This is a genomic window from Bacillus sp. RIT 809, assembly GCF_016892495.1.
Lineage (GTDB): Bacteria > Bacillota > Bacilli > Bacillales > Bacillaceae_G > Bacillus_A > Bacillus_A cereus_U.
The window spans coordinates 104,046-120,601 of sequence record NZ_JAFEMR010000006.1 but is presented as its reverse complement, the minus strand read 5'-3'; the positions used below and the strand labels follow the sequence as shown (position 1 = coordinate 120,601).

Genomic DNA, 16,556 nt, shown 5'->3' with positions numbered 1-16,556 from the left:
ACAAGCGCGAACTAGCTACATACCCCACCGATCATTCGTTACCCCACACCAGCCAAGCTGCTCACAAATAGCAGAATAAAAAAAGCTATCGCACATTCGCGATAGCTTTTTATTGTACATATGCAGCTAATGCTTCCAAAGCCTCTTCTGCATCTGAACCTTCTGTTGTGATTGTAATCATGCTACCAGTTCCGATTGCTAAGCTCATAATCCCCATTATGCTCTTTGCATTAACTGTCTTTCCATCTTTCTCAATGAAAATATCAGAATGAAAGCGATTTGCCTCTTGTACAAACAACGCAGCCGGACGTGCTTGTAAGCCGTTTTTTAATGCAACTTTAACCACTTTTTGAACCACAGCTCCATTTCCCCTTTAACCTCTTATTTTTTTGCTACCGTTTCCCCCGCGCGTAATTTCTCTGCAATTCCATCGATTTTACGCAAACGATGATTAATACCCGATTTACTAATTTTCCCCCCGGATACCATCTCACCTAACTCTTTCAATGTTACATCTTGATAATCTCTTCGTAACTGTGCAATTTCTCTTAATTTATCTGGCAAAATATCAAGCCCAACGGTCTCATCAATATAGCGGATATTCTCAATTTGCCTTAGCGCTGCACCAATTGTTTTATTTAAATTAGCTGTTTCGCAGTTAACTAAACGATTTACCGAATTACGCATATCGCGAACAATTCGAATATCTTCAAATCTTAAAAGTGCATTATGAGCACCTATAATATTTAAAAATTCTGTAATTTTCTCAGCTTCTTTCAAATACGTAATGTACCCTTTTCTTCTTTCCAACGTCTTACTATTTAAATCAAATCCGTTCATCAGTTCACATATAGAATCATTATGTTCCTTATATAACGAAAAGATCTCTAAATGATAAGATGATGTTTCTGGGTTATTTACCGAACCACCTGCTAAAAATGCACCGCGTAAATACGATCGTTTACAACATTTCTTCTCGATTAATTCCTGCGATATATTTCGAATAAACGAAAAGTCATCTCGAACAATGTGAAGATCTGCTAATATTTCGCGAGACTTCTCAACAAGCCGCACGATATATACATTATTTTTCTTCAATCGCATTTTTTTACGAACAAGTAATTCTACCGTCACATCATATCCTTTTTTCAAGAGCGTATAAATCCTTCTTGCAATTGCTGCATTTTCCGTTTGAATATCGATAGATAGGCGACGGTTTGAAAAAGAAAGCGATCCGTTCATTCGAAGCAACGCCGATAATTCTGATTTCTCACAGCATTCCTTCATTTCAAGGTTGGTCAACTCTTTCTTTGTTTCTGATGCAAATGACACAGTCAACACCTCCTTATACTATTACTTGGGAACAAAAATCTTGTCCTATATGAATGAGGAGCGTTACCTCAAACGAGGCAACGCACATTTATAACAATGAATATAAAATAGAAGCTAACTTTAATGTATCATGTCTTACAACACGCTCATCATATTTCGCTAATCGCTCTTGAATGATTTCGATATTATGTTCAGCAAAACGATCTGTATCCAGTGCAACTGGTTCCGACATTTCTTCCTCATATAACTTACGTAATTCACGAGGAATATCACGATTATTTACAATCGCAGTGTCGATAAATGGTTTACCTAAATGATCATGTAACGCCTGCACATGATCAAACGCAGTATAACCCTTCGTTTCGCCCGCTTGCGTCATTACATTACATACATATACCTTCTTCGCTTTTGCAGCAAGAACAGCATCTCCAATTTTGTTAACAACTAAATTCGGTAATATACTTGTGTACAGACTTCCTGGACCGAAAACAAGCAAATCAGCTCGTTTAATTTCCGTCAACGTTTCACATAACGGTTCTACATCTTCTGGAGTTAAAAAGACACGATTAATCTTCTTCCCGAAATAAGGAATCTTTGATTCACCTGTTACAATTTCTCCATCTTCTAATTCTGCATGAAGTACCGCACTTTGATTCGCTGCTGGTAATACACGTCCTCTGACATTTAATACTTTACTCGTTTCCGTAATCGCGTGGTAAAAGTCTCCTGTAATCGAAGTCATACCTGCCAATAGTAAATTTCCTAAAGCATGCCCTTTCAGTCCGTCTCCAGTTGTAAAACGGTGCTGAAATAAAGCTTCCACTAATGGTTCTACATCCGATAACGCAACAAGTACGTTACGAATATCACCTGGAGGTGGAATTGCTAGCTCATCACGTAGTCTACCTGAACTGCCTCCATCGTCGGCTACTGTTACAACCGCTGTAATATCAACAGGGTATTGTTTTAAACCTCTTAATAAAACAGAAAGTCCAGTTCCACCTCCCATGATAACAATTTTAGGTTTTCTCTCTTTTTTCATCCCTTAATGGCCCTTTCTCTTCTCCACATCACGATGAGATACATGAACGCTATACTCTGGTTTCAAATGTTTCCCAAGGTACTCTGTAAGCGTAACAGAACGATGTTGCCCACCTGTACATCCAATCGCAATTACAAGTTGACTCTTACCTTCTCTTTTATAATGAGGCAGCATGAAAGTGATAAGATCCGTCAATTTCTCTAAAAACTTATGTGTTTCATTAAATTTCAACACATACGACGAAACTTCTTCATCCAGTCCTGTTAATGGCTTCATATGTGGAATATAATATGGATTTGGTAAAAAACGAACATCAAATACTAAATCAGCATCAATTGGAATTCCGTACTTAAATCCAAATGACATAACATTTACACGAAATGCTTGCTCAGTTTCTGTTGAGAATAAGTGAACAATTTTCTCTCGTAATTCTTTCGGTTTCAAATCAGATGTATCAAGCACAATATTCGCTCGCGCCTTCATATCAGTTAATAGACCACGCTCAGCTTCAATTCCCTTTAACGGCAAGCCAGTTGGCGCAAGTGGATGCGAACGTCTTGTTTCTTTATAACGAGTTACAAGTGTGCTATCTTTCGCATCTAAAAATAGAATATGAGGAATAATCCATGTACGTTCTGATAAATCATCAAGTGCTCCCCATAAATATTCAAAAAACTCTCGGCCACGTAAATCAATACCGAGTGCTACTTTATTCATTTTACCTTTTGAATCCGCCATAAGTTCAATAAACTTCGGCAATAACATCGGTGGTAAATTATCTACACAAAAATATCCTAAATCTTCAAAACTTTGTAACGCTACCGTTTTTCCAGCTCCAGACATCCCTGTAATAATTACCATTTTTATATCATTATTCTCTGTCATCGTATCCTCTCCTTGCAAGTTTAACTCGGATCTAATCGATATGAAAGCAACTCAAAATCTGGGGTATATACAAATGTACCGTAGATTATACCATTCCCTTTAATTAAATAATCAATAATGTGATAATCTCCTGGTGCCATTGCTAAATCATCAATTTTATCAAATGTATGCCAACCAATGATGCCTTCTTCGCTCTCTAATTTGTTTTCTCCTGCAAAATCTGTTGCTAAAAAGGAGAACATCATCCATTCAGAAACAACTTTATCACCTTCTTGGATGACAAAAGTGAAGACCCCTTTTAATGCTGGATTCTTTAAATAAATACCTGTTTCTTCACGATACTCGCGAACAACGGTATCTCTTACTGTCTCACCACGTTCCATTTTCCCGCCCGGTGCAACCCACCAATTCCGGCGAGGTTTTTGGAGTAAGAGTACTTCATTATCTCTAATTAACACACAGTTTGTCACTCTTTGCATGTTTCTTCACCTCAGCTACTTGCAGCAAAATTTCTCACTGCATACTCATTTCATTATACTATCAAAAACAGTTTGCTACAACGAAGGTGCCAGTCCCCTTTCGCTAAGCAATTGTAAAAATTTTTTCTATAACAAGCAATCAAAATGCCTTACTTCCCATGAAAAATACATAAAAATCCCCTTAACGATAAAAATCGTTAAGGGGATTAAAACACTTATTTCTTACCGAAATAAGTAACAACCGCAAATCCTAAAATAAAAGTAATAATTGAACTTACAATTGAAATGCCACCAGTCGGAATGCCAGGGAACACAATGACAATCGATCCGATAACGAGCCCAATAATTGCCGCAAATGTCATACTTTTATAACGATCTAACAAATAACTAATTCCTTTACTACTTACAACAAATCCGGCCATCACGCCGGCACCGATAGCCAGGATTAACGGTAAATTGAGTGTAGTTAAAGCGTTAATTGCTGTTGGATACACACCAATAATTAATAAAATAAACGATCCACTAATTCCAGGAAGAAGCATAGCCATACTAGCCATCCATCCTGCAAAAAATAAACCAATTGCATTTAAAATTGTTAACGTCGTAATCGGATCAGCTGCCTTATCTGGTTTAAAGAATGCTGTTATTGCAACAAGAATTGCTGCAATTATTAATAAGGCAATATGACTACCTTTAAACGTTGCCTTTGCATCAGCTTCTCTCATTAACATCGGTAATATACTAATAATTAAACCGAGAAAGAAAAATTGAGTCGGTTCATAATGATTTGCTAATAAATATTTAATAACGTGACTTAACGTTAGAAAAGCTGCCGCTACACCAGCTGCAAGTGGGATTAAAAACGCTAAATGTTTTTTCCATTCACGACTAAAGAATCCGCTAATTGCTGCGAGCAATTGTTCATAAATCCCTAATACAACAGCGATTGTTCCGCCACTCACACCAGGAATTAAATCACTAACACCCATACAAAATCCACGATATATATTACGCCATTCCATACTGAATAAATTCCTCATTTCTTATAGTGATTTTTTCCGTAAAGTCCAGTATATCAATAAGAAATCTTATAATCCCAATTGTTTTTGACAAAACTTTGACATTTCCACAAAAAAAGAAAGCTCCTATCGGTAGCTTTCTTCTCAAAAGGTATATTACCCCTTATTTTTCTGTTACAGTCTTTAGTTCCTCTACTAACTCTTCTATATAATGCTGTGCACTCTGCGCTGCAATACTACCATCGCCTGTTGCCGTTACAATTTGACGAAGCATTTTTTCACGAACATCACCAGCTGCGAAAATACCAGGAACTTTCGTTTCCATACGCTCGTTCGTTTCAACATAACCATTTTCATTTGTAATACCTAGCTCAACAAACGGTTTTGATAGTGGTAGCATACCGATGTATATGAAAACGCCGTCAGTTTTAACTTCTTGTTCTTCTCCGCTGTTTACATCTACAAGTGTTACGCTTCCTACTTTACCATTTGCATCGTTAATTTCTTTTATAGTGTGATTCCAAATGAAATCTACTTTCTCATTTTGGAAAGCACGATCTTGTAAAATTTTCTGTGCACGAAGGGTGTCACGACGGTGAACGATCGTTACTTTTGATGCGAAGCGTGTTAAGAACACACCCTCTTCAACAGCAGAATCTCCGCCGCCAATAACAACAAGTTCTTTCCCTTTAAAGAATGCACCATCACATACTGCACAATACGATACACCGCGGCCGCCAAGTTCTGTTTCACCTGGCACACCAATTTTTTTATACTCTGCACCGCTTGCAACGATAATTGCACGTGCTTTATATTCTTTTTTACCAGCAATAATTGTTTTGTACTCTTTACCATCGATGATTGCTTTCACATCACCGTATGCATATTCAGCACCAAATTTCTTCGCATGCTCAAACATTTTATTTGATAAGTCTGGTCCTAAAATAGACTCATAACCTGGATAGTTCTCTACATCTTCTGTATTTGCCATTTGTCCACCTGGAATACCACGTTCAAGCATCAGTGTGCTTAAATTCGCACGAGATGTATATACCGCAGCTGTCATACCTGCTGGTCCTGCACCAATAATAATGACATCATAAATTTTTTCTTCTGACACACTATTCACTCCCATTCATTCATACACATTAAGTTACCCTCATTATACTGTTAGCATCATTTTTTTCCCAATGATTTGCCTACCCTACGTGTGCGTGCGCTTAACAGCTTGCACATACTTTCGTACAGTCGCTACAGATACATTATATACATCACCAAGCTCTGCCTGTGTCATCTTATTTCTTTGTTCGCCGCGCACAATATATTCAATTGCCGCTGACCAACCGTACACATTTGTAAAAGTCGCTCCAGATGTATATAAACGTATGAACGTACAAAACCAAAAATTTAAACACTCTTCGATTAATTCATCGTCTTTTTTCGTATAATTGTATAATGCATCCGCGATTCGTACGCACTGTTCAAATTGCTGTAAATCAGCTGGGATGCTTTTATGACTATTAAGTAAAAAGAAATATTTTGCAAGTTGCGATACGATTGGAACACCATTTTTCGCTTGCGTTACATCAAAGAAGAACCCAACCTTCTCTGGTGTTGACAATTCATTCATTAAATATAAAGCTAGCATTTTCTCTTCTAGCGTCGTACTTTTCTGAAATGATTTTCGTAACTCTTCAAATAAAAGATTTTGTCCTTCATCTGCTAAATTCAGTGCATTCCACGGTTCTTTTCCTTTTTTATCAGGATTCAATTCTACAACATGTTGCCACATTTTTTCAGCTACTTGCTGTTCCTTCACCATATACGCAGAGTATGCAAACCAGTAATAAAAACTAACGTCTCCTTCGTATCCTTGACGCTTTAATACTTTGAACCATTTATATGCAGGTTCAAAATGACCAATTGTTGCAAGCGTTGTTCCAAGTTTCAAACGATGCTCAAATGAAATTGGATATACCGAAACTAACTGCCCTGCTAATGACTCTACTTGCTTATGCTCTCCAATTGAATATAGAAAAATAAGCGTATTACAAAGCGCATGCATATTACCAGGACTTTTCTCTAAAATCATTTCTGTTAACTTAAGCGCTTGATCTACATTACCTGATTGAAAATGTGCAATCGCTAAATTATTATGGCCCGACCAAAATTCTGGATATTCTTTCGTAACAACTTCTAGTGTAGCAATCGCCTCTTCTAATTGTCCGTTACGAATGTAGCGGTTCGCTTCTTCCTGCATAACAATTAGCTCATCTTCATCCTCAATCTCTTCCGCACCCATTGCTTCTTCTTCCATAATCTCAAGCAATTCTAATGTATCTTCTACGAATTCCTTCTCTTCCGCAACTTCTAAATATCGCTCTGCATACTTCTTCGCCTGTTGAAACAAGCCCATATATGCATAATTATTTGAAATAAAATAATAGCATTGCTCAAGTTCAGGATTGGATCTAACAAGCTTTAGAAATATCTGATTCGACTCTTGATATTCACCAGATTCAGATAATGCTATTGCTAGTTGGCATAAAATAAATGGCTCCTTCTCGCTTTGTGACGCTCTTCGAAAATATTTAATTGCATCTTGCAATTTTTGCCCTTTATAAGCCCTCATCCCTTTTTTATAAAAGAAGTCCGCTAATTGATTAAAAGAGATAACTTGTCCGCTCTCCTTATATATTCTTTGATTTTTCCCCATATATCCTCCAGTTTTTTGTTTTCTTCGCTCACACATTCTTCTATCTATAAGTATAAACGATTCCGTAAAAAACAAAACAGTATATTATAATCAAATATTTCCTTTTTATTCATAAAAAGAGAAGAGAAATGTTACATTTTTAACATCAACCTTCTCTAGTAGGCATTTCCTCTTTCGTATAAATAATACGCATCGGATTTCCGCCTACGAAAGCGCCGCCTGGTACATCTTTATGGACAAGTGTGCCTGCAGAAACGATAGCACCATCTCCAATCGTCACACCTGGTAAAACTGTCGTATTCGCTCCGATCATAACTTCATTCCCTATGACGATTTCTCCGAGTCGATACTCACGAATTAAATATTCATGCGCTAAAAGCGTTGTATTATAGCCGATAATTGAATTGTCTCCCACAGTAATCTTTTCTGGAAACATAATATCTGGCATTACCATAAGTGCAAACGACGTTTTCTTTCCTACTTCCATCCGTAAAAACGTGCGATATAACCAATTCTTCACGGATAAAAATGGCGTGTAACGTGCGATTTGGATGATAATAAAGTTTTTCATTACCTTCCAAAAAGAAACTGTTTTATACACATTCCACAATGAATTTTCTCCTGAAACAGGATAGCGCGTTGTCCGTCGCACTGAACTCTCTCCTCTACTTATATAAAGTGACACTTTAACCGGTAGGAACCCTTTTCCCCACTGATTACTAACTCTCATCAATCAAGCATTTACAGGCAGGAATCTTACTCCCCATTAATACGGGACAAAATCGGTAGTAAATCACTCATTTTATCTAGCACATAATCTGGTTTATACGCTTCTAAATATGCTCTACCTTTCAATGTCCATGAAACCGCTACTGTTTTCGTACCTGCATTTTGTCCACCGACGATATCATGATGATTATCACCAACCATCAATGTTTCTTCTGGCTTTGCATCTAATAATTTCAATGCTTTTTGAAGTGGTTCTGGATGTGGTTTCACATGTTCCACATCATCAATCGTCACGACAACATCAAAAAACTGATCAAGTTTCGAAAGCTTTAACCCCATTTCAACCGTCTGTCTCGCTTTCGTTGTAACGATGCCGATCTTATAACCTTGCTTCTTCAATTCTTGAACCGTTTCATATACAGTTTCATATTCTTCCACTAATTCATCATGATGCTCATGATTAAATTGACGATAACATGTAATCATCTCTTCAACCTTGCTTGCATCAATCTTACTAAAAGTGTCGTGCAAAGATGGACCGATAAATCCTAATACATCTTCACGCTTATACTGATTAGAATAATAGTGATTTAACGTATGTAAAAAAGAAGAGATAATAAGTTCATTTGTATTAATTAACGTTCCATCTAAATCAAATAACACTGTATTTATTTTCATCGTCCTTAATCCTTTCATTACCTGAATATGAAAGAAGCAGCATCTTATATAAGATGCTACTTTTCTCTAATTTTCTAAATATCTTTTATCAGCTTGCCCCATTTTTCGTCTCACAATAATGAAAATGATAGAAATAACAACAATTCCAATAGACATTACTTGTGCAATACGAAGTGGTCCTAACATTAAACTATCTGTACGCAAACCTTCTACGAAGAAGCGTCCCACTGAATACCAAATTAAATATGTGAAGAATAATTCACCACGGCGTAAATTCACTTTTCGTAACGCGAGTAGTAAAATAACACCTGCAAAATTCCATAATGATTCATATAAAAACGTTGGGTGATAATACACACCATCAATGTACATTTGATTAATAATGAAATCTGGTAAATGAAGACCTTCTAAAAACTGTCTCGTTACTTCATCACCATGCGCCTCTTGGTTCATAAAGTTTCCCCATCGGCCAATTGCTTGTCCTAGTAAAATACTCGGCGCAGCAATATCCGCTAACTTCCAGAATGAAAGCCCGCGTCGTTTCGCAAAAAGGATTCCTGTAATAACAGCCCCGATTAAACCACCATGAATCGCCAAACCACCTTGACGAATATTAATAATTTGACTCGGATTTTGCGAATAATATTCCCATTCAAAAATGACATAATACATTCTCGCAAAAAGAATCGCAATTGGTACTGCAATTAATACAAGATCGATAAATGTATCTTTATGAATACCAAGCCTTTCTCCCTCGCGAGTTGCTAGCCAAAGACCTAATAGCACACCTGTACCGATAATAACCCCATACCAATAAACAGGGAACGGTCCAAGTTGGACTGCTATACGGTCAAGCTGTGGTACAGAACCTAACAGCATATATATGACCTCCCTCTCCAGAGTCTACTCTTGATTTCCTAGCTCAATCGCACTCATTAATCGTTCAGAGAACTGCTGTGCCGCATTGACTCCCATACGTTTTAATCTGAAGTTCATCGCTGCTACTTCAATAATAACAGCCAAGTTTCGACCCGGACGAACTGGAAGTGTAATCTTCGTAAGTTCTGTATCAATAATCTTCATCTTCTCTTCATCAAGACCTAGGCGATCATAATTTTTCTTTTGATCCCAAATTTCAAGATTAATAACAAGCGTAATACGTTTATAATTTCGTACTGCCCCTGCACCGAATAACGTCATTACGTTAATGATACCTAGACCACGAATTTCTAATAAATGCTCAATTAAATCAGGTGAGCTTCCTACTAATGTGTCTTCATCTTCTTGACGAATTTCTACGCTATCATCCGCAACAAGGCGGTGACCACGCTTTACAAGTTCAAGCGCTGTCTCACTTTTCCCGACACCACTTTGACCTGTAATTAAAACACCAACGCCATAAATATCTACTAATACACCATGAACAGCTGTTGTTGGCGCTAACTTACCTTCTAAATAGTTTGTTAAACGACTTGATAATCTCGTCGTCGTTTGAGCAGAACGTAATAAAGGCACGCCTGATTCACGTGATGCTTGTAATAACTCATCCGGTACATCTTGATTACGAGTTACAATAATACAAGGCGTCTCTTCAGTACAAAGCGCTTTCATTCTCTCTTGCTTTTGCTCTGTCGTTAACGTATCAAAGAACGTAAGCTCCGTTTTTCCAAGAAGCTGCACACGATCAGCTGGATAATATGTAAAAAATCCTGCCATTTCAATTCCAGGTCGTGATAAATCACTCGTATCAATCGGACGATGAATCCCTTCTTCACCACTTACTAACTCCAATTGAAATTGTTCAATTAAATCTTTTGTCCTTACTTTCGGCATATGTATAAACCTCCACTCCGCTGCGGGTTCAGTCTCATTTGATGTAAAATTCCATTCTATCGGATATTGTACCATTTTTTTCTGGAAACAAGAAACATGGTTTCTAATAAATAGAAAAAAACATTTCATATGAATCATGAAATGTTTTTCTTTTTGTCATTTTCTCTTTTTTTCATGTAATGGTTCAACAATTACTTTTTCAATTATCATATTAAAAATCGAAATACAAATTGCCGCAACAATCGCTACACCAAATCCAGATATATTAAAGGCGTCCCCTAATAATGAATCCGTCATCTTTAACGTAATCGCATTAATAACGATTAAGAAGAAACCGAAAGTTACAAGAGTAATTGGTAGCGTAATTAAAATTAAAAGCGGCTTTACAAATACGTTTAAAATCGCCAATATAATACTCGCAATAATTGCAGTTTGTATATTTGCTATGTAAAATGCGTCTGGTGCAAGCCCCTTTAAAAGTCCGGATACAGCGATTAACACAACGCTATTTACAAGAAGTGATACAATCCATCTCATTTCCTTACACATCCTTTTAACATATATATTTCATCATACGCTAATAGCTAATAAACGCAAGCAACATGCAAACTCTTATACCAATTTATTCTATTCTTTATACTTGTATACCTACTAACAATCTTACCAGTTTTCCTTAGTGAAATAAAAACCGAGTGTCATTTCCACTCGGTTTTTATTAATAAACTTATTGCGATAACTCTACTTCTTTTATTTTCTCTTTCATTCTTGCTTTATCACGATCTAAAATCTCTTTTAAATACTTACCTGTATACGAGCGTTCTTCTTTCACTACCTGCTCTGGCGTTCCTGAAGCAACGATTTGCCCACCTTTGTCTCCGCCTTCTGGTCCAAGGTCAACAATATAATCAGCTGTTTTAATAACATCTAAATTATGCTCGATTACAAGTACTGTCTCGCCACTCTCAACAAGACGTTGCAACACTTCTAGAAGACGTGCAATATCATGTGCATGTAAGCCAGTCGTTGGCTCATCTAAAATGTATAACGTACGCCCTGTAGAACGACGATGTAATTCAGAAGCTAATTTCACACGCTGCGCCTCACCACCTGATAACGTCGTAGCTGGTTGTCCTAATTTCATATAACCAAGCCCTACATCTACAAGTGTTTGAAGTTTACGCTTAATTTTCGGGATGTTAGCAAAGAACTCTACCCCATCTTCAATTGTCATCCCTAACACTTCAGAAATATTCTTATCTTTATATTTCACTTCTAACGTTTCACGGTTGTAACGTTTACCGTGACAAACTTCACACGGAACATACACATCTGGTAAGAAATGCATTTCAATTTTAATAATTCCATCACCACGACACGCTTCACAACGGCCGCCTTTTACGTTAAAGCTGAAACGTCCTTTTTGATATCCACGCACTTTCGCTTCATTCGTTTGTGCAAATACATCACGAATATCATCGAATACACCTGTATATGTTGCTGGGTTGGAACGTGGTGTACGCCCGATTGGTGATTGATCAATATCAATAACTTTATCTAACTGCTCAAGACCTTTAATTTCTTTATGAGCCCCTGGCTTCGCTTTCGCCTTATATAACTTTTGAGCTAACGATTTGTATAGTACTTCATTAATCATCGTACTTTTTCCAGAGCCAGATACGCCTGTTATTGCTACAAATGTACCTAGAGGGAATGACATTTTCGCGTTTTTTAAGTTATTTTCTTTCGCACCGACAATCTCCACTTTACGTCCGTCACCTTTACGTCTTTCAAGTGGTACCGGAATAAACTCTTTACCGCTTAAATATTTCCCTGTTAATGAATTCTCGTCTTGCATAACTTCAGCTGGTGTACCTGCTGATACAACTTGACCACCATGAATACCTGCACCAGGTCCGATATCAAGTAAATAATCAGCAGCCATCATCGTATCTTCATCATGCTCAACAACGATTAGCGTATTTCCTAAATCACGCATTTCTTGCAAAGTACGAATAAGACGATCATTATCACGCTGATGCAAACCGATAGAAGGCTCATCGAGAATGTAAAGTACGCCAGTAAGGCGAGAACCAATTTGTGTCGCTAAACGAATACGCTGCGCCTCACCACCTGATAGAGTTCCTGCGGCACGACTTAACGTTAAATAATCTAAACCGACATTCACTAAGAACCCAACGCGCTCCTGAATTTCTCTTAAAATTAAATGAGCAATTTTCTGTTGTTTCTCAGTTAGCTCAACAGTTGAGAAGAATTCCTGTACTTCTTGAACAGAATATTTCGTTACATCGGCAATCGTTTTATCACCAACGAAAACAGCTAAACTCTCAGGCTTTAAACGTCCACCTTTACACTTCGGACAAGCTTGCTCTGCCATATACTTCTCCATTTGCTCACGAACATAATCCGAACTCGTCTCACGATAACGACGCTCGATATTCGGAATAACACCTTCAAATAAAATCTCATTTTCTTTCACTTGACCAAATTCATTCACATAGCGGAAATAAACCTTCTCTTCCCCGCTTCCGTACAACACTTTATCAAATAAATCCTTCGGTATATCTTTCACTGGCATATCCATATCGATGCCGTAATGATTACACACAGATTTTAATAATTGCGGGTAATATTGTGAACTTGTCGGTTCCCAAGGAGCAATCGCATGTTCATTTAATGATACATCCCAGTTCGGAATAACAAGTTCTAAATCCACCTCGAGCTTTGAGCCAAGTCCATCACAAGAAGGACACGCGCCGAACGGACTATTGAACGAGAACATACGCGGCTCTAATTCTCCGATTGAAAAACCACAATGCGGACAAGCATGATGTTCACTAAATAGAAGTTCTTCCTCTCCCATTACATCGATTAAAACTCGGCCCCCGCCAAGCTTTAAAGCACTTTCCAGTGAATCTGCAAGTCGGCTTGCAATTCCTTCTTTCACAACAATACGGTCAATAACAACTTCAATTGAATGCTTCTTATTTTTATCTAACGTAATCTCTTCAGATACATCCAGCATCTCTCCATCAACGCGCACACGAACATAACCTTGCTTCTTAATATCTTCTAATACTTTCGCATGCGCACCTTTACGCCCTGACACGATAGGCGCTAGCACTTGCAACTTCGTACGTTCAGGATATTCAAGAACACGGTCTACCATCTGTTCCACTGTTTGTGATGTAATTTCAATTCCATGATTCGGACAAATCGGCGTACCAATTCGTGCGAATAATAAACGTAAATAATCATAAATCTCTGTTACCGTTCCAACTGTTGAACGTGGATTACGACTCGTCGTTTTTTGATCAATTGAAATCGCTGGAGATAAACCTTCAATCGTATCAACATCCGGCTTATCCATTTGTCCTAAAAACTGGCGCGCATACGCGGATAAAGATTCCACGTATCTGCGCTGCCCTTCTGCATAAATCGTATCGAATGCTAACGATGATTTTCCTGAACCAGACAATCCCGTCACAACAACAAGCTGATTTCTCGGAATGGTTACGTCAATATTTTTTAAATTATGCGCTCTAGCACCTTTTACAACAATAAAATCTTTACTCACTCTTTTCACCCTTCCGCTTTTAATTCTAATAGTAAATCTCTTAATTCAGCTGCACGCTCGAAATCTAACGCCTTTGCTGCTTCCTTCATCTCTGCTTCCATCTTCGCAATTGTATTTTCACGTTCTTTTTTCGTCATCTTCTTAGCTGGTGTTACTTCATATGTTTCCGTATCCTCAGCTGCTGTTGTCGCACGAATAACGTCACGTACTCCTTTTTGAATCGTCTTCGGCGTAATACCATGCTCTTTATTGTAAGCTTCTTGTATACTACGACGACGCTGCGTTTCTTCAATCGCAATTCCCATTGATCTCGTTATGCGATCTGCGTACATAATAACGCGGCCGTGTTCATTACGTGCCGCACGACCAATTGTTTGTATTAATGAACGCTCTGAACGTAGGAATCCTTCCTTATCAGCATCTAAAATAGCTACAAGTGATACTTCCGGAATATCTAATCCTTCTCGTAATAAGTTAATACCGACAAGTACATCAAACTTACCAAGACGAAGGTCACGAATAATTTCAATACGTTCTAACGTTTTAATTTCAGAGTGAAGATAGTTCACTTTAATTCCTACATCTTTTAAGTAATCCGTTAAATCCTCTGACATTTTTTTCGTTAAAGTCGTAATTAATACACGTTCATTTTTCGCAATCTGGTCATGGATTTCTCCTAATAAATCATCTATTTGTCCTTCAATTGGTCGTATATCAATTGGTGGATCTAAAAGCCCTGTTGGACGAATAATTTGTTCTATTGCTTTCGGTGACTGCTCTAACTCGTACGGTCCTGGCGTTGCCGAAACGTAAATAACTTGATTCGTTTTCTCTTCAAACTCATCAAACGTGAGCGGTCTATTATCTAAAGCTGATGGCAGACGGAATCCATGATCAACAAGCACTTGCTTACGTGCTTGGTCCCCGTTATACATCGCTCTTACTTGCGGAACCGACACATGCGACTCATCCATAACAATTAAGAAATCCTCTGGAAAATAATCTAAAAGCGTATACGGTGTTGAACCTGCTGGACGAAGTGTTAAATGACGGGAATAGTTTTCGATTCCTGAACAAAAGCCCATCTCGCGCATCATTTCTAAATCATAACGCGTTCGCTGTTCTATGCGCTGCGCCTCTAACAACTTACCGTTATCATTTAATTCTTTTAAACGCTCTTCTAATTCCTTTTCGATATTTTCAATAGCAACCTTCAGCTTTTCTTCACGTGTAACGAAGTGAGATGCCGGGAAGATTGCCACATGATCACGTTCTGCTAATACTTCACCTGTTAATGCATTTACTTCTCGAATACGATCGATTTCATCACCGAAAAATTCAATTCGAATACAGTGTTCGTCAAGTGATGCCGGAAAGATCTCAACTACATCTCCGCGCACACGGAATGTACCACGCTTGAAATCAATATCATTACGTCCATACTGTACATCAACAAGTTCACGAAGTAATTGATTACGGTCCTTTTCCATACCAACTCGAAGTGAAACAACTAACTCGCGGTATTCTTCCGGAGAACCTAAACCGTATATGCATGACACACTCGCAACGATAATAACATCATCTCGTTCAAATAAGGAAGACGTTGCCGAGTGGCGTAATTTATCAATTTCATCGTTAATTTGCGCATCTTTTTCAATAAACGTATCCGTATGTGGCACGTACGCTTCCGGCTGATAATAATCGTAATAACTAACAAAATACTCCACAGAATTGTTAGGAAAGAAATCTTTCAGCTCACTATATAACTGTCCTGCTAACGTTTTATTATGAGCCATTACAAGTGTTGGCTTCTGCACTTCTTTAATGACATTTGAAATCGTAAATGTCTTACCCGTTCCTGTCGCTCCAAGCAACACTTGCTTTTTCTTACCACTATTAATTCCCTCTACAAGCTTCTCTATCGCTCCCGGCTGATCACCTTGCGGGGAATACTCTGAGATAATTTCAAATGGATGTTCCAACTAAAAACCGACCTCCTCATAAAAATCTGTATTATTATTTTACCACGAATGCCCATAAAAAACCTAAAAAAACGAACAGATATTCGGTAAAGTTTTCGACAAGTTATACATAGAAAAAGGAAGGAGTAAATACTTCCTTCCTTTACAAATTTTATTTTAAAGGGACATGTAACAAATCATATCCATTACGCCTTTCCTCGTTCATATACTCTACTAACCTATAAGCAATATCTACCTCACATGTCTCTTTAACAATCCTTTTACAA

At 37.8% G+C, this 16,556-nt stretch carries 15 protein-coding genes; all 15 read right to left on the bottom strand.

Features of this window, described 5'->3' with window-relative positions; genetic code table 11:
- Positions 1 to 109: 109 nt before the first annotated feature.
- The gene (locus JTF23_RS08955) at positions 110 to 358 is read right to left on the bottom strand and encodes an HPr family phosphocarrier protein (protein WP_002144903.1); all 249 of its coding nucleotides are present in this window, start codon (positions 356 to 358) and stop codon (positions 110 to 112) included.
- A gap of 23 nt (positions 359 to 381) precedes the next feature.
- A complete protein-coding gene (whiA, locus tag JTF23_RS08950) occupies positions 382 to 1,332 on the bottom strand; it encodes a DNA-binding protein WhiA (protein WP_002159905.1) in 951 nt (316 codons plus the stop codon).
- Between the two features lie 88 nt (positions 1,333 to 1,420).
- Positions 1,421 to 2,374 (bottom strand): gluconeogenesis factor YvcK family protein, encoded by a 954-nt coding sequence (locus JTF23_RS08945; RefSeq protein ID WP_002159904.1) that lies wholly within the window; start codon positions 2,372 to 2,374, stop codon positions 1,421 to 1,423.
- Between the two features lie 3 nt (positions 2,375 to 2,377).
- Positions 2,378 to 3,259, bottom strand: a complete 882-nt coding sequence (gene rapZ / locus JTF23_RS08940) for an RNase adapter RapZ (RefSeq protein ID WP_002016084.1) — start codon at positions 3,257 to 3,259, stop codon at positions 2,378 to 2,380.
- A 20-nt stretch (positions 3,260 to 3,279) separates the two neighbouring features.
- On the bottom strand, positions 3,280 to 3,738 hold the full coding sequence (locus JTF23_RS08935; protein ID WP_002124062.1) for an NUDIX hydrolase: 459 nt from the start codon (positions 3,736 to 3,738) through the stop codon (positions 3,280 to 3,282).
- Between the two features lie 215 nt (positions 3,739 to 3,953).
- A complete protein-coding gene (locus JTF23_RS08930) occupies positions 3,954 to 4,760 on the bottom strand; it encodes a DUF368 domain-containing protein (RefSeq protein WP_204208548.1) in 807 nt (268 codons plus the stop codon).
- A 160-nt stretch (positions 4,761 to 4,920) separates the two neighbouring features.
- On the bottom strand, positions 4,921 to 5,877 hold the full coding sequence (gene trxB, locus JTF23_RS08925; protein ID WP_002089563.1) for a thioredoxin-disulfide reductase: 957 nt from the start codon (positions 5,875 to 5,877) through the stop codon (positions 4,921 to 4,923).
- Positions 5,878 to 5,961: 84 nt separating this feature from the next.
- On the bottom strand, positions 5,962 to 7,473 hold the full coding sequence (locus JTF23_RS08920) for a tetratricopeptide repeat protein (RefSeq protein WP_204208547.1): 1,512 nt from the start codon (positions 7,471 to 7,473) through the stop codon (positions 5,962 to 5,964).
- Between the two features lie 145 nt (positions 7,474 to 7,618).
- Positions 7,619 to 8,125 (bottom strand): acyltransferase, encoded by a 507-nt coding sequence (locus JTF23_RS08915; protein WP_002159900.1) that lies wholly within the window; start codon positions 8,123 to 8,125, stop codon positions 7,619 to 7,621.
- A 104-nt stretch (positions 8,126 to 8,229) separates the two neighbouring features.
- Entirely contained in the window at positions 8,230 to 8,880 is a 651-nt protein-coding gene (gene ppaX / locus JTF23_RS08910) for a pyrophosphatase PpaX (protein ID WP_204208546.1), read from the bottom strand.
- 66 nt (positions 8,881 to 8,946) lie between these two features.
- Positions 8,947 to 9,759: a prolipoprotein diacylglyceryl transferase gene (gene lgt / locus JTF23_RS08905; RefSeq protein ID WP_002034719.1), complete on the bottom strand. Its 813-nt coding sequence runs from the start codon at positions 9,757 to 9,759 to the stop codon at positions 8,947 to 8,949.
- A gap of 24 nt (positions 9,760 to 9,783) precedes the next feature.
- Entirely contained in the window at positions 9,784 to 10,713 is a 930-nt protein-coding gene (gene hprK, locus JTF23_RS08900) for an HPr(Ser) kinase/phosphatase (RefSeq protein ID WP_002016091.1), read from the bottom strand.
- 156 nt (positions 10,714 to 10,869) lie between these two features.
- Positions 10,870 to 11,250 carry a phage holin family protein gene (locus JTF23_RS08895; RefSeq protein ID WP_002112828.1) on the bottom strand — a complete coding sequence of 127 codons (381 nt, stop codon included), beginning with the start codon at positions 11,248 to 11,250 and terminating at the stop codon, positions 10,870 to 10,872.
- 187 nt (positions 11,251 to 11,437) lie between these two features.
- Positions 11,438 to 14,308, bottom strand: a complete 2,871-nt coding sequence (gene uvrA / locus JTF23_RS08890; protein ID WP_204208545.1) for an excinuclease ABC subunit UvrA — start codon at positions 14,306 to 14,308, stop codon at positions 11,438 to 11,440.
- Between the two features lie 5 nt (positions 14,309 to 14,313).
- On the bottom strand, positions 14,314 to 16,290 hold the full coding sequence (uvrB, locus tag JTF23_RS08885) for an excinuclease ABC subunit B (RefSeq protein ID WP_078173395.1): 1,977 nt from the start codon (positions 16,288 to 16,290) through the stop codon (positions 14,314 to 14,316).
- Between the last annotated feature and the right edge of the window lie 266 nt (positions 16,291 to 16,556).

Bases quoted from the DNA above. Each gene is read 5' to 3' on its own strand.
- JTF23_RS08945 (WP_002159904.1), bottom strand. From the start codon at position 2,374: ATGAAAAAAGAGAGAAAACCTAAAATTGTTATCATGGGAGGTGGAACT.
- rapZ (WP_002016084.1), bottom strand. From the start codon at position 3,259: ATGACAGAGAATAATGATATAAAAATGGTAATTATTACAGGGATGTCT.
- hprK (WP_002016091.1), bottom strand. From the start codon at position 10,713: ATGCCGAAAGTAAGGACAAAAGATTTAATTGAACAATTTCAATTGGAG.
- JTF23_RS08920 (WP_204208547.1), bottom strand. From the start codon at position 7,473: ATGGGGAAAAATCAAAGAATATATAAGGAGAGCGGACAAGTTATCTCT.
- JTF23_RS08895 (WP_002112828.1), bottom strand. From the start codon at position 11,250: ATGAGATGGATTGTATCACTTCTTGTAAATAGCGTTGTGTTAATCGCT.
- lgt (WP_002034719.1), bottom strand. From the start codon at position 9,759: ATGCTGTTAGGTTCTGTACCACAGCTTGACCGTATAGCAGTCCAACTT.
- ppaX (WP_204208546.1), bottom strand. From the start codon at position 8,880: ATGAAAATAAATACAGTGTTATTTGATTTAGATGGAACGTTAATTAAT.
- JTF23_RS08930 (WP_204208548.1), bottom strand. From the start codon at position 4,760: ATGGAATGGCGTAATATATATCGTGGATTTTGTATGGGTGTTAGTGAT.
- JTF23_RS08935 (WP_002124062.1), bottom strand. From the start codon at position 3,738: ATGCAAAGAGTGACAAACTGTGTGTTAATTAGAGATAATGAAGTACTC.